Raw genomic sequence first — 14,093 nt, forward strand, 5'->3', positions numbered from 1 at the left:
TCGCTCTTTCGTCGGCCAGCCCCTCACGCTGTATCCAATTGGTGCCTGCCAGCAAGGATGTTCGGTCATCAAGGGATCGATTGTAAGAGGCGTTCAGGGAGAGCGTCTGCAGCCCTGCCAGGACCCCCGATTCCCCGATTGTCCCAAATCCGCCGCTTTCAAAATAGCCGCTGAGGGACAGTTGCGAATAGTGGTCGCTGTCGCGAAACGTCGCGAAATAGCCGGAGCTCAGGGCGACGCCGCTTGTCTCGCCAGAACTGCCAGCGGCCGAAAATTCCAGCCTGCCAGGTATGTTTTGCGGATTCAGCCGCGATTCCAGCGCCAGAACCTGCTGATCCTCGGACAGCTGAAGACCGCCGCCCAGCACCAGCCGGTTGGTGACGCCCCTTCGATAACTGCCGGAGAATGCGAGGTCCTCACTGTATTCCGGGTTGAACGCTACAGTGTCTGCCGTGTACCCGATCGCCGCCATATATTCGACTTCGCCCCTGCCGAGGTCATAAGGGTCGACGAACAAGTCGAGCGACGAGAAAAGCCGGCGGCCAGACCCGTCCGTGGCGACAAGATCGATATCGGTGGCGCCATAGCGCAGGGGTAGTTGTGAGAGGTCATAATTGCCGGGTGTGAGCTCTATCGTGTCGATCACATTCCCGTTCGAAACGACGTCTGCGACGATGCGTCGATCGACGGATATCTGTTGCGCCCCAGAATTATACAACGGCCGGAATCGATCAAAGACACGTTGGCCTTTCTCAAGGCTCACGCCGCCCAGAAAAACCGATCCGAGCAGGCCGACATTGTCCTGCCGGATGTCTCCAGCGCTGATGCGTCTCTGGTGCTCGGGTTGATCATAGACTGCGCGGGCGGCGCGTCGGTAGAACCCGCTCTCTGTCAGAAATTCATCGTAGCCAGCGTCAAGTTCAAGAACGACACCGCCGACCCGGACGGCCGCAAAGACGTCGGCCAGGGGACTGATCTGGTCCGACGATTGATCATAGCGAAGTTCGGCCACTGTGTTGACGTAGGCGCTGAGGCTTTCGGGGGTCTGCGTGGCCGGTATCTCAACATAGCGAGCGACCGGCCCCAGCGTTCTGACGGCGCCGATAGAGGGGTCAATCGATTCCACGAGGACCTGCAACGTTTCCGGATCGTATCGAAGCTGGATGCCCTCACGTTGTAGCTGAACGGGCGACACCATGGGCTCGTCCAGGAAGGACTGCGCAAATCCATCCTGAGAATCGGGTGAGATCAATGGCAGGAGCTGCTCAAGCAAGCTGTCACGGTCAAACCGCGCCGAGCCATTCTGGCCAATCTCAACAACCGCGTCGCCAAGAATCTGGTCCTGAAACACGACCGGCAGCGTCAGGACATATTGCGGGATAAACGCCTCTGCGGCGTTCGTTGCCGTCACAGATTGTTGAGCGCTCGTGTCGGCCGCCCATGTCAGCGCGGCCATACAAATCGCCAGGAGGCACCTTACCCACGCCACCAACAGCTCCTCTAGCGGCCGAATTCGATGGACGCACTCTCCGCGTTCACTGCGCGATCTGTGGGGATGAAGAAAATGCGGGCTTTGCCGGGCGGCACAATCCCATATCCGATCAGTTCACCAATGGCGTCCGGCTCTATTGTGGAAGAGTAGGGGGCGCCGTCGGGTGTTTCACCTTCGATTGTCCATTGATTTCGGCCCGCTGCGAAGAACTTGGTGCCCGTATTCTCGACGCGCACTTCCAGGCCGTCTCTTTCGTCAACCGTCGCCGGCCGAATCCAGTCCACGGCAGGCTGTGCGGCGACGCCGTCCGGAACGACGTTTATCAAGACGTTGAAATTCATGATGAGTTGAATTCGTGACGCGCCAGGCTCAAGCTCGACCGGGACTTGCTTCAAGGCGAGATAGTAAATTTCTGACTGTGCCAATGGCTCGTCGCCAAGGTACTGCACCCGGAAGACCTGTTGCCTGTAAGGCTGGATGACCGCCTGCGGCGGAAAGACCAGGAAATCCTCGTCAGCGGGCGCCAGCGTGAGTTTACCTTCTTCGCTGATGTCCCCGCGATAAACTCTTGCCTCCATGGGCAACTGGATGTCCTCGGTGTTCGCCACCTCGATACGCGCTGTTGCGCCGGAACCGCTTTCGTCGAGGTTCACTACCATCGGCGTCACGCGCGCAGCATGGGCCAGACCTGTGGCAGCCAACAAGAGCAGTGAAATCGCTAGCCATCGAACGTTCATGTCGCTTCCTCTCTCGGCCTCATCTTCTTTGCGATGTGCAGGCCGCGTGCCAGTTTCGCCTCAAATCCCGGCATCGCACTGCAGACAAGAAAGGGAGGGGCACTTTACGCGCCCCTCCCAATCCAAAATCACTGTAGAAATCCGACTTAAAGTGTCGAGACTTCGACTGTCACTGTGTCAGAATAATCGCCAGCGAGCGGACGCAGCGGATTGTCAGCGCGAAGGATGGTAACCTGCGCTTGGACCTGGCGATGGATGGCACCGCGCTGAGCCGAAGTGGTGGAGTAACCCGCGCCACCGTCCTTGGTCGTCAGCTTCGGTTGAGCGCCGTTTCCACCGTCGACATAGTTGTCGAGGCGTACGCGGTACTCGATCGTGTCGGTAAAGACAGGATCATCGTCAGCGTCGAGTGAGCGGGTCGAATTGGTCAGTCCGCCATTCGCCGTCGAGATCGTTACCGAGTTTTCGAGGTTGCAGCTCAGATAGAAGTCGCCGCCGTTTCCGGTCGCATTGGACTCCAGCGAGAGCGCGTCAGGGCCCGAAGACCGCACGATATCAAGCTCGCTGAGATCGACCATGCCGATGTCTTCCATCAGGCAGCTTTCTGGCACTGACGCTTCGACGTCAAAGCTTTCCGACGAACTTGCCGCAAAGGCCGGCATCGCGAGGGCGATGACACCTGCGGTTGCTGTTAGCAGTTTAATTTTCATGGAGTTCTCCCACCAGTGAGTTCAAATGTGTAGGCTCAAAAAGCCGAGATTGGCTCCCGACCGCCGGGTTAACAAAAAGTTAAATTACAGGGGGAGTCAATGACTATTTTGAGTCAATTCTATCTCAGCAACGCAAAATTTGATGCAAATTTGCGTCATTAACCATGCCGAGTGTACTCACGATGTATTCGGCCAAGAGAAAATATGTGTCTCCATAGTATTTGCCGGTTTATACTGCGGTCCATTCGAGCTGTGATATTTAGGCCACGCTCGGCAGAGACTCGGCGGCCGCGCCGAATTAAGTATACGGCATTCCCTCGGCGCGCGAATATTTGATGTTCGATTTCCCGTGGCTGGGGAAAATGCCCGCCCCGGTCACTTGCGGCGCCGGTTAACACGAGCCCAGACACGAGAGTGTTGAGCCCCCTGCGCGCCTTCGCGCCCAGATGCTGTGAGGCAGCTTTGAAAACCTTCAAAGATGCCGGTCATGACGATGCTAGAAACAGGCTTTTGCGACCCTATCTCCCTGCATTCAAATTTCCTATTCGGGGTTTGGAATCCGATAAGCGCCGGCCCCTCAATAAGAGCGGACTGTTGACGGTTTTTGGATCTTGTTCTGCGCCCAATTGTGTCGCGAATAGCCTAATCATTGTCGCCTATTCACAATAAGCGTCTGCCCTCGGCGCATATCGTCCCATCGCATAATGCTGGCGCTGATCTGGCCGGCTGTAACTTCTTGAGTGTGAGGGCGGCGATGCTGAGCTGGATGAAAAACAAGGCCGGAGACAAGAGCAAGGAAAGCGCGACCGATCCGGAAACCTTCTATGCCCTGCCTCCGGACGAGCAGGTCGCGAGACTGGTGAAGCTTGGCCGCGCAGCGCTTGGTGAGTGGGGCATCAAGGACGCCGAAATCACGCTGATAAAGTACCGGGAGAATGCGGTCTTCAAAGTCGAGACGGCCAAGGGGGGCCGCGTCGCCATGCGGGTCCACCGCGCCAGCTATCATTCCGACGCCGAACTCGCGTCGGAACTCGTGCTGATGGACGCCCTGCGCCAGGCAGGGATTGAAACGCCTGAACCCATCGCGACTGAAGAGGGGCACCAATTCGTAACGCTCGAGCATCCAGAAGTTCCCGAGCCGCGCCAGATCGATATTCTGGGCTGGGTCGATGGCGATCCGATCGGAGCGATTGAAGCGCAATCCGGCCAAGCCGATGACCAGCTGCGCGAGACCCATGTTCTGGCGGGAAGATTGGCCGCGCAGATCCATAATTTCACCGAGCGCTGGACACCGCCAGCCGGTTTCACCCGCCGCCATTGGGACGAAGAAGGCCTGTTCGGTGACGAGGGCCATTTTGGATGCTTCTGGAAGTATGATTTGCTGAGCGATGACCAGCGCAGCCTGCTTCTGGAGGCCCGCGAGAAATTGCGCGGCGAGCTTTCCGCTTTTGGCAAGACTCCCGACCGGTATGGCTTGACGCAAGGGGATTTCCTGCCCGAGAATTTGCTCAAGGAGGGAGACACCCTCCGGGTCATCGATTTCGACGATTGCGGCTTTGGCTGGCACCTGATGGATCTGGCCACCTCGCTATTTTTCCTCGCGGGCGAACCGGGGTTCGATACCGCCCTTGATGGCCTGCTTGAAGGATATCGGTCTGAGCGGGACTTACCGGATGAGCACCTTGCCTTGCTGCCGGGGCTCATTCTGGCGCGTGGCTTCAGCTATATGGCCTGGGCGCAGAGCCGTGCAGAAACAGAGGCGGCGAAGGAGCTCGGCCCGGCGCTCGTTGAGGGCGTTTGTGCACTCGCTTCTGAGTATCTCGCCGACGCCGAGGCTCCCGCAACAGCGACACCGCCCACAACTGAAACACGTGCGGCCAGCGCCACAAGAGGGCCGCGTCCGCTGGAAGGAAAGGTGGCGCTGATTACCGGAGCACGCTCTGCCCGGGGCATGGGCTTTGCCACCGCCCTCAAACTGGCCGAAGCGGGCGCCGACATCATCATGACCGCGCGGACCAGCGGGCAGATTGATGACGGGCTGGCCGTCACCGGCGACGACCGGTTCAAGGCCTTTGAAGAGCTGGCGGCCCAGGTGCTGGCCCACAATGTCAGGTGCGTTGCGCTGCCAATGGACGTGGCGAAGCCTGAGCAGGTCAGGGCGGTTGTCGCCACTGCGGTCGAGACCTTTGGCGGCGTGGATATCCTGTTCAACAATGCAGGGACCGCCTTTGCGAGCGCGTTCACCGATACCAGTCCGGCAGAGTTCCAGGATGCCTTCAATGTGAATGTCCTAGGCATGATCGAGATCAGCCAGGCGGTGATCCCGTCAATGATCGAGCGGGGCGGCGGCAATATCATAAACAATGCCTCCATCTACGGCCTGGGCGCGGCGCCGTTTGTCTCAGCTTATGTGATGACCAAGCACGCCATTGTCGGCCTGACCAAGACAATGGCGCTGGAGCTCGGCGAAGCCGGCATTCGCGTGAACGCCGTCTGTCCTGGCATGGTGCTGACGGAAATGGGCGACAAGGAATACGAAATGATCGCTGGCCTTGAAGGATGTTCCTTCGAGGAGGCGAGGGACGCCCTGGCCCAGCAGAATGCCCTCAACCGAGGCGCTCAGCCGGAAGAGGTCGCAAACGTGGTGACCTTCCTCGCCACAGACGCCGCGTCTTTCATGACGGGCGTCGCGCTTCCCGTCTCGGCCGGCCAGCCTGCCGGGCTGTGATCTCGATCCTCCCAATTTTCGCAATTCAAGGATGCACACGATGACAAACCGCGACGAGACCGTTGAGCTGCACGAGACCTATCTCTCCAAGCACAAGCTCCCTCTTTTCCGCCAGTTCGGCTGGGATGTGGTGGAAGGCAAGCGGGAGGGCGTTTTCTTCTGGGACCTTGATGGCAAGCGCTATTTCGACTGCCATGTGTGCGGCGGTGTCTACAATCTTGGCCATCGCAACCCGAGCGTCGTCAAGGCCGTCCGTGATGCGCTCGACCATCTCGATCTCGGTAATCACCACCTCATGTCATCGGAGCGCTCGCGCCTTGCGAAAAAGCTGGTCGAGTCCGCCGGTGAAGCATCTTCCGGCGAGCGAATGGGGCGGGTCGTGTTCTCGTCTGGCGGCGGCGAAGCCATGGATTTCGCCTTCAAGATGGCCAAGGGCTATACTGGCAAGTCGACAATCCTCTGCCTTGAAGGCGGCTATCATGGCCACACTGGCCTCTCCATGGGCGCAGGCGATGAGAAGTATACCGACGCCTGGAACTACAAGCCTGACGGGTTCGTGAAAGTCAGCCTAGAAGACCTGGACAGGATCGAGACGTTTTTCGACGAGGATACGGCCGCCGTTTCTCTGGAGACGATCCCGGCAACGCTGGGCATGAACGTCATTCCGAAGAAGACCATGCAGCACATCCGTAAGGTCACGCATGAGCATGGCATCCTGCTGATCCTTGACGAAATCCAGACCGGTTGCGGCCGTTCGGGCAAGACCTGGGCCTTCCAGCACTACGATATCATGCCGGACATCTTCGCCACCGGCAAAGGTCTGTCGGGCGGCATCTATCCGATCGCAGCGACCGTCTACAGGGACGAGATGGAACGGGTTTACGAGCAGAACCCGATGATCCATTTTTCGAGCTTTGGCGGCAGCGAAATCGGATGCGCGGCGGCTGAAACCGTGATCGATCATGCGACCGATCCAGACTTCCTGGCCCATGTGAATGCGCTGTCTGATTTTTTCCGGAATGCTGTAGATGATCTCGCCGAACGGTCCAACAAGGTGGCCGGACTGCGCCAGATCGGCATGTTCCAGGCCATCGAGTTTGTCGATGTCGCGACCTGTATTTCGGCTGTCGCGCGGTTGAATGAGAACGGTGTCTTTTGCGTCTTTTCAAATAATGACCGGGTCTGCGCGCAGTTCATGCCGCCCCTCATCATGACGATAGAGGAGGCCGAAGAGCTGATGGCGCTGGTCGAGAGGAGCATCGGTGAGGCAGATGCGATCGATCTGAGCTCCTCGGACTTCTTCAGCACACAGACGGAAGCCCGTATCCGGACCGTCAATCGCCGCCTGTAGCGGCAGACATGCGGGAAATTGAGGTCCAATCCTCTCCGCCTGACGCGCCTGGACCATTCGTTGTCGCAATATTCCTAATCCTTCCGTTCAGCCGCTCGTAGCCTCTCCTCGTGACGCCCGCGGGAATGGGGTGGGCGCAGAAACCAAACAAGGGGTCTTAATATGTACAGGTCTGTTCTTTTGCTGAGCGCTGCGGTGCTCGCCTTGGCACCATCCGTCTCCGCGCAAGACCAGGCGCCAGAGCCCGGAGCGCCCGTGGAAGAAGACGCGACCAACCGGCTCGGCACGGTCACCATTACCGCGCAGAAGCGCGAGCAATCGCTGCAGGATGTCGGGATATCGGTGACGGCATACACTGGCGAGCAGCTTAATGATGCCAACCTGTCTGACTCAAATGACCTTGCCCGGCTTGTGCCGGGTCTGAATATCGGCCTGCCGACCGGCGCCGGGAACCAGCCCGCCATCTTCCTTCGCGGGATTGGCCTCAACGACTTTGCGACAAACAATCTCGGCCCAGTCGGGGTCTATGTCGACGACCTGTTCATATCCTCGCCGGGCGCACAGGTCATGCAGGTCTTTGACCTTGCACGCGTCGAAGTGCTCAAGGGGCCGCAGGGCACGCTCTATGGCCGCAACACCACTGGCGGGGCGATAAAGTTCGTGACCGCCCGTCCCACCGACACGGTCGAGGCTGGTCTCACGGGGCAGTATGCCGAATTCGGGACCACGAAAGTCACGGGCTTCCTCTCCGGACCGATTTCGAGCGATGTGCGCGGCCGGGTTGCCTTCGAGAAGAATGATTCCGACGGCTACATCACAAACCGGTTCGATGGCTCGGATGCCGGCGGAACCGATAATCTATCGTTTCGCGGCCTGCTCGATGTGGATTTCTCTGACAATTTTTCCGGCGAGTTCGGCTTCTATGGCTCTGTTGTCGATCAGCCGGGGCCACGCTATCGCAGTCAGGGCGCACTCAGCCCGCTCGATGCGGCGACCCCGTGTGACACATCGGCGATCATCGCCAATGATTGCGTGAATGTGCTGGGCTTCCAGAACCCAGACGGCTTCTACGCCGTCGACCAGAACACGCCGGCATATCTTGATGCCGACAGCTACGCCGCCCAGGCCAAGCTGAGCTGGGACTTTGATGGTTTCAGCATCACCTCGATCACCGGCTACCAGTCGCTGGACAAGGTCTTTCTCGAGGACAGCGACTCCTCACCCGCCAATATCCTGACCGTTCAGTATGGCGTGGACTCCGAGGACATCAGCGAAGAGATCCAGATCGCGGGCGGTGAAGACAGGTTGAACTGGCTGCTGGGCGGGTTCTATTCCAATTCCACCCTCGACCAGGACCAGCGCCTGGATCTTTACAAGGACTTCCGGCCCCTGATTGAATCGGTCGACCCTCAGTCATTTCCAGGCGGGTTCGATCCATCTGGCGCCGCGATCGGCGTGCCGGCGCTCGACTACCGCACGGTGAACAGTCTCGAAACAACGGTCTACGCCCTCTTTGGGCAGGCCGATTACGAATTCACCGACCAGTGGCGCGGCACAATCGGCCTGCGCTACACCAAGGAAGACAGGGATTTCACGCAGGCAGCCAGCTTCGATGAAGACGCGCTGGGGAGCATTCCGCTCTTCGATTTCAGCGATGAGCAGAGTGATGAAGAGGTCTCCTGGAAGCTCGGGCTCGACTATCTGCCTTATGATGGCGGCCTGATCTATGCGAGCGTCGCCAATGGCTTCAAGGGCGGCGGCTATAATGGCGGCTTCCTGTTCGAGGTGAGCGAGCAGAAGCCGTATGATCCGGAAACGGTAACCGCCTATGAGCTGGGTGTGAAAACAGACCTCGCCGACGGCCTGGCGCGCCTGAATGCTGCTGTCTTCTACAATGATTACAGCGATATGCAGATCTTTACCGTCGTATCAGGCGGCGGGCCGATCGCGTTCTCGGTGCTCGACAATGCGGCCGATGCCGTGACGCAGGGCGCCGAGTTCGAATTGACGGCGCTGCCAGCTGAAGGGCTGAACCTGTCGCTGGGGCTCGCCTACCTCGATACAGAGATCAAGGACTATCAGACCGATAGCGGGGCCGATTTTTCCGGGAACGCGCTGGTCCAGGCGCCGGAATGGAGCGCCAATGGCATGGCCCGTTACGAGCGCCCTCTCTTCGGGTCTCTGCTATACTCTGCACAGGTCGACTTCAGCTACCAGGACAAGGTGTATTTCACCTCTGACAATAGCGAGCCGCTCTCCCAGGACGCCTACTGGCTCTGGAATGCGCAGATCGGGGTGGAAAGCGAGACGGGGCGTTGGCACGCGGCCCTGTTTGCCAAGAATATTGGCGGTGAGGAGTATTACGCCCACGGGTTCGATCTGGTCGACACGATCGGCGCGAACCAGCTGATGCTGGGCGCCCCAAGCCAGATCGGCATCGAGCTTGGTATCCGCTACTGATCGCCAGCGTTGCCGGCCAGCTCTTTTCCATGCGCATCGCGAAACCGTGAAGGTGTCGTTCCAGTCTGTTTCCTGAAGGCCTTGATGAAAGCGCTCGTGTCGCAATAGCCCAGCAGGTAAGCGATTTCGCTGATCGACATGGACGTTTCTGTGAGGTGATGGGTGGCGGTTTCGTGCCGGACCCCGTCCAGAAGGTCGGTGAAGCTGACGCCCTTGCGCTTCAGCCTGCGCTGCATGGTGCGGGGCTGGATGCCCATGACGGCAGCGATATTCTCAAGGGTCGCTGTCCCGCGCGGCAGAAACTGGCGGATATGGTAGACGATGTCGCCTTCAAGGCTTTCGCTTTTGGGAACGGCGGATGCCATGTCCCGCAAATGGCGCTTGATGACCGGGAAGAGCTGCAGGTCCGCGAAGGAGATCCGTTTGTTTTCATAGATCCGGGGATAGTAGATCGCATTTGTCGGCTGATTGAAAAGCGGCCGCACGCCGAACACGTGCTCGTAGGCATCGAGACTCGCGATAGGGTCATGCTCGAAGAATACATCGGACGGTGTGGCCGGGCGCTCGTTCAGCCGGTCGACGATGTTTTTCGTATAGGCAATTGAAAACTCGGCGTCTTGCGCCCTGTGATCAACTCCCGGATGGGTGATCGCATATTCAACGCCAATATCGTCTTTCGTCTGCCGGAATGCGAAATGGGTCCCGGTCTGCCATATAGTGGCGTGGGACACGACGTTTCTGAGCGCATCGCCAATCGTCGGGGAATTGAGCACCAGATAGCCGAAAGCCCCCCAGCGCGCCGGATCCTGGCGCTCTCCGATATTCATGCCGATTGTGAGGCACTGGGTCGCCTCTTCAGCGGCCTTGAGAAGACGGGTGAACTTCGCCAGTTCGATCATCTGGTAGGGATCGCTCGAAACCCTTACGTCGATGCCTGCATGACGAAAGACCGGCTCAGCCTCCAATCCGCATTTTCGGATGAAGGCTGCGATGTCGCCGGTCGAAGCGGCACTGACGACAGGAATGGAGGAGGTTGCGGCCAGGTCTTTCATCGTCTGCCCCCGTAAGTGTTCAAGGCTTGGGGGATGGAAAACCACCTGGAGCGCCCAGTCCAGAGCTAACGCTGTATGCGCCCAAGGAATCGCCCGTCTGACACGTTCGCGTCTACAAAGGGGCCAGATGCCCATGACGGGGGCTCTCTCATGCGACCCAGTCTCCAGCAATTCTTCGAGCAGGGGGCTTATCCAGACAGAAGCTCGCACCACTGGAGCAGGGCAGCGTCTCGACTCGCTTTTGGGGCAGCGCCATCGGATCTAGGCCGATCTGTCATTGTCTCCTCGGTGCGACTGTCGACCGGATCAATTTCATTGCGAAACTCAAAAATATTCTGACCCGGTTTCCAGCGGCTCTCCGCCTTTGTGATCAAGTGGCCTCATTCCGGAGCCGCTGATCGTGGGGACACAGAAATGCAGAGTTTGGACAATGCCGGTCTCAAGACACGGCTCATGCAATGTGGTGCTGTATCGGTGCTTGCCGTCTTCATGACGGCTGTGACGATGGAAGCGTCGGCGCAGCAGGTCGTGCCGGGGGTCAGCCCGAACTGTCCGATAACGTCCGGTGAGGCGGTGTGCGAGGGCGACCTCGAAGACGGTATCACCTCAGCGCCGGCCGACCCGGCCTATGACACGCTCACGATCACAAATCCGACGACACCGATCTCACCGCCCGGCTATTTCGGCATTGGCGTGGTGCGAAACACAGACACGACCATCAACATTTCCGACGATGTCGACATCAATGTCTTTGACGACCCGAACATTGGCGGCGCCGCCCAAGGCCTTATCGCCATCATCGATCAGGGCGGTAGTCTTGCCATCGATACCGGCGCGGATATCACGGCGGATGGCAATGGCGCTATTGCGCTCGGCATTGAGTCGATCACGCTGAACGGCGACGGCAATCTTTCGATCACCAATCGCGGCACGATAGACGCCTTCACCAGCTTTCCATCTGCGATTGCCATCCAGGCCCGCCAGCGCAATTCGACCGGCTCGATTACGGTCGACAATAGCGGCACCTTGTCGGCAACATCCGGCGGTGTCGGTGAACGGGATTTTGTGACCGCCGGCATCCTCGCGGTCCACGAAAGCGGCGAGGGCGATATCGCCGTGGCGAATTCTGGCGCGATCACGGTTTCTGCGACCACGACCGATAGCGATTTCAACGGAGTCGCGGGGGGCATCGTCACGAACAGTCTCGGCGGTGCAAACGCAACGACCATCGTCAATTCCGGTGTGATCAGTGCGACCGGTCAGGCCACGCACGGCATTGTCGGCTTCACCTCGAACAACAGCGCAACGGAAACGGCGACGCTGAACGTCGAAAACCAGGCATCGGGGACGCTCTCGATCGATGGCAGCGTCAATTATGGCATTCTGGTGCAGACGGAGGGAACCCAGGTCAGTTCAACGGCGAGCAATGACGCCAATATCACCATGGCGAACGGCGAGTCCTCGACCGGGATCATGCTGCTGAACAGGGCGCAAACGGCCTCGATGAGTCTGTCCAATGAAGGCGACGTTTCCGGTCAGGGGTCTTCCCTGCGCGGTCTTGGCATCTTCACCTTCGATGCGCCGGTCGGTGGCACCTATGACATGCTGGTCTTTAATGACGGTGACATCACCCTCGATACACCGCTCGGACGCGGTATCAGCCTTGCTGCGACCGAGGACGACACGGTGCTCGCTAATGTGACCAATTCTGGCGCCATCAACATGGCGAACACGACCGACGAGAATTCCCACGGCATTGGCCTCGTCCTGGAAATCACCGATCCGAATGCCGCCGGCGCGCAGGCCGACAGTTCGGTCACGCTGTTCAACTCTGGTGATATCACCATGGGCTCCGGCGCAGGCATCTGGCTCGTCGCAGACTCAATTGAAGCGGAAAATACCGGCGCGATTTCCATGACCGACGGTATGGGCATTCTCGCTGAGGAATTTGCCAGCCTTGCGCTCACCAATTCCGGTGCGATCACGACGACCGGCGCCAATAGCGACGGTATCGTTGTTGATGCCAGCGCTTCGGATGACTGGCAGGTGACGGTCACCGAAACCGGCTCGGTCACCACCAGCGGAGAGGGCAGCGTCGGCGTCCGCATTGCAGGGACAACGAACACCTATCTCCAGACTCTGATCGACGACCAGACGACGGAGGTCACGGTCAACAAGGCGCAGATTGCAGACCGGGCCATGAACACGGTCACGCAATACATTACTTCCGAAGCGCCTGGTGACGGCGACGGCGGTGTGACCACCTCCGCCACCAGCGTGGTTGCGGTGACGCAGCCGCCTTCACCTGCCGGTACGTTTGTGAATGAAAGTGTCGTCGTGAACGGAAGCGTGCGCTCGGATGGCGGTGCTGGCGCCATTCTCAGCGAAGGCGCGCTGCGTGTCGGCGTCGCGAATCCCGGCGCGGTCATCGCAACGACCGGCGACAATGCGCCTGCCATCTCGGCGCAAGGCGGTCTGTCTCTCCAGACAAGCGACCGTCTTGTCCTGTCCAGCACGGGTGGCAACTCGCCGCTATTTCAGGTGCTCGGCGGGGGCGATAGTGCAGCGGGCGCCGTGCTCACGGACATTGAAGCCAGCACGACCGGCGGCAATTCCACCGCCTTCCAGCTCGACTCAGGCGGCGGCGACAGCGTCGCCAATCTCGAAATCTATTCCCGCGATGATGCCGCGCCTTCGACCATCTCCACCATCGGAGCGGGGTCGCATGCGGTACAGTTCGTGACAACGGGTGGTTCGACGTTCACCGGTGAAGTCTATGACAGCGAGATATCCACGGCCGGTAATGGCTCAATGGCCTTTAACCTCGACCTTGGCGGTGCGAGTTCGGCCAGCCTCGCCCTCGTCGACAGCACAGTGACGACAGCTGGCACAGGCAGCGATGCCGTACATGTCAGCGTTGGCGATACCAGCGACATGCTGTTGCTGGTCGAGCGTTCGACGATTTCGACCACGGGCGCGGGCAGCGACGCCATCGACATTCCACAAGTCGCCAACAGCTCTATCGGAGATGCCATCATTCTCGATAGCACTGTATCGACGACCGGCGACAATGCTCGCGGTTTCATTTTTGGAGAACTCGGCGGCGATGCGTCCAGCCGGACGACCTTCATTGCAGACAGCAACTTTACGACCGAAGGCGATGGTTCCACAGCCCTTCAATTCGGTGCGAATGGCGGCAGTTCATCCACCTCGACGAACATACAGGGTGCGATGATATCAACCGCGGGCAGCGATGCACGCGGTATAGAGCATTCCGTGTCCGGCGGTGGCAGTGCAGTTTCCTTGACGATTGACAATACGACCATCGAAACGGCGGGCGCGGCGAATTCGGGGGCGCTATTCCTGGACGGCACTGTCGATAACAATTCCGCCTATACAATCCAGCTTAGGGGGCTGGACTTTTCCACGGCCGGCACTCAGTCCGATGCCATTTTTGTCGGCGGCGGCGGCTTTGACAGTTCGGCGTTCAATACTGATGTAGCCGATGCCGTCCTGACCACCGCGGGCGACGATTCCCGTGGTCTGGTCATCGACCAGTTCAT

General features: G+C 59.2%; 8 protein-coding genes. 4 read left to right on the forward strand and 4 right to left on the reverse strand.

Annotated elements, in window-relative coordinates:
- From WA989_RS04400 to WA989_RS04410, 3 genes are all read right to left on the reverse strand, one after another.
- The coding region (locus WA989_RS04400; RefSeq protein WP_424339292.1) for a hypothetical protein at positions 1-1,456 on the reverse strand (1,456 nt) is incomplete at its 3' end.
- A gap of 44 nt (positions 1,457-1,500) precedes the next feature.
- Positions 1,501-2,229 (reverse strand): fimbria/pilus periplasmic chaperone, encoded by a 729-nt coding sequence (locus tag WA989_RS04405; RefSeq protein ID WP_424339293.1) that lies wholly within the window; start codon positions 2,227-2,229, stop codon positions 1,501-1,503.
- Positions 2,230-2,375: 146 nt separating this feature from the next.
- Positions 2,376-2,939 carry a hypothetical protein gene (locus tag WA989_RS04410; RefSeq protein WP_424339294.1) on the reverse strand — a complete coding sequence of 188 codons (564 nt, stop codon included), beginning with the start codon at positions 2,937-2,939 and terminating at the stop codon, positions 2,376-2,378.
- A 754-nt stretch (positions 2,940-3,693) separates the two neighbouring features.
- Here WA989_RS04410 and WA989_RS04415 point away from each other — a divergent pair.
- The 3 genes from WA989_RS04415 (at position 3,694) to WA989_RS04425 (ending at position 9,478) form a co-directional block, all read left to right on the forward strand.
- Complete coding sequence (locus WA989_RS04415; RefSeq protein WP_424339295.1) at positions 3,694-5,667, forward strand: SDR family oxidoreductase; 1,974 nt, start codon at positions 3,694-3,696, stop codon at positions 5,665-5,667.
- Positions 5,668-5,707: 40 nt separating this feature from the next.
- Positions 5,708-7,018 (forward strand): aspartate aminotransferase family protein, encoded by a 1,311-nt coding sequence (locus WA989_RS04420; protein WP_424339296.1) that lies wholly within the window; start codon positions 5,708-5,710, stop codon positions 7,016-7,018.
- A 162-nt stretch (positions 7,019-7,180) separates the two neighbouring features.
- On the forward strand, positions 7,181-9,478 hold the full coding sequence (locus WA989_RS04425) for a TonB-dependent receptor (RefSeq protein WP_424339297.1): 2,298 nt from the start codon (positions 7,181-7,183) through the stop codon (positions 9,476-9,478).
- On the opposite strand, the gene WA989_RS04430 is transcribed toward WA989_RS04425, so the two are convergent.
- Positions 9,472-10,530, reverse strand: a complete 1,059-nt coding sequence (locus tag WA989_RS04430; RefSeq protein WP_424339298.1) for an AraC family transcriptional regulator — start codon at positions 10,528-10,530, stop codon at positions 9,472-9,474. The two genes, WA989_RS04425 and WA989_RS04430, sit on opposite strands and share 7 nt — an antisense overlap.
- Positions 10,531-10,944: 414 nt before the next feature.
- On the opposite strand from WA989_RS04430, the gene WA989_RS04435 reads away from it, so the two are divergent.
- On the forward strand, positions 10,945-14,093 hold a 3,149-nt coding region (locus WA989_RS04435), incomplete at its 3' end, for a beta strand repeat-containing protein (protein WP_424339299.1).

The sequence above is a fragment of the Henriciella sp. genome (assembly GCF_049649345.1).
In the GTDB taxonomy this organism is placed as follows: domain Bacteria; phylum Pseudomonadota; class Alphaproteobacteria; order Caulobacterales; family Hyphomonadaceae; genus Henriciella.

What these genes read in the sequence shown, in the direction of transcription:
- WA989_RS04405 (WP_424339293.1), bottom strand. Translation starts at nt 2,229, where the DNA reads ATGAACGTTCGATGGCTAGCGATTTCACTGCTCTTGTTGGCTGCCACA.
- WA989_RS04410 (WP_424339294.1), bottom strand. Translation starts at nt 2,939, where the DNA reads ATGAAAATTAAACTGCTAACAGCAACCGCAGGTGTCATCGCCCTCGCG.
- WA989_RS04415 (WP_424339295.1), top strand. Translation starts at nt 3,694, where the DNA reads ATGCTGAGCTGGATGAAAAACAAGGCCGGAGACAAGAGCAAGGAAAGC.
- WA989_RS04420 (WP_424339296.1), top strand. Translation starts at nt 5,708, where the DNA reads ATGACAAACCGCGACGAGACCGTTGAGCTGCACGAGACCTATCTCTCC.
- WA989_RS04425 (WP_424339297.1), top strand. Translation starts at nt 7,181, where the DNA reads ATGTACAGGTCTGTTCTTTTGCTGAGCGCTGCGGTGCTCGCCTTGGCA.
- WA989_RS04430 (WP_424339298.1), bottom strand. Translation starts at nt 10,530, where the DNA reads ATGAAAGACCTGGCCGCAACCTCCTCCATTCCTGTCGTCAGTGCCGCT.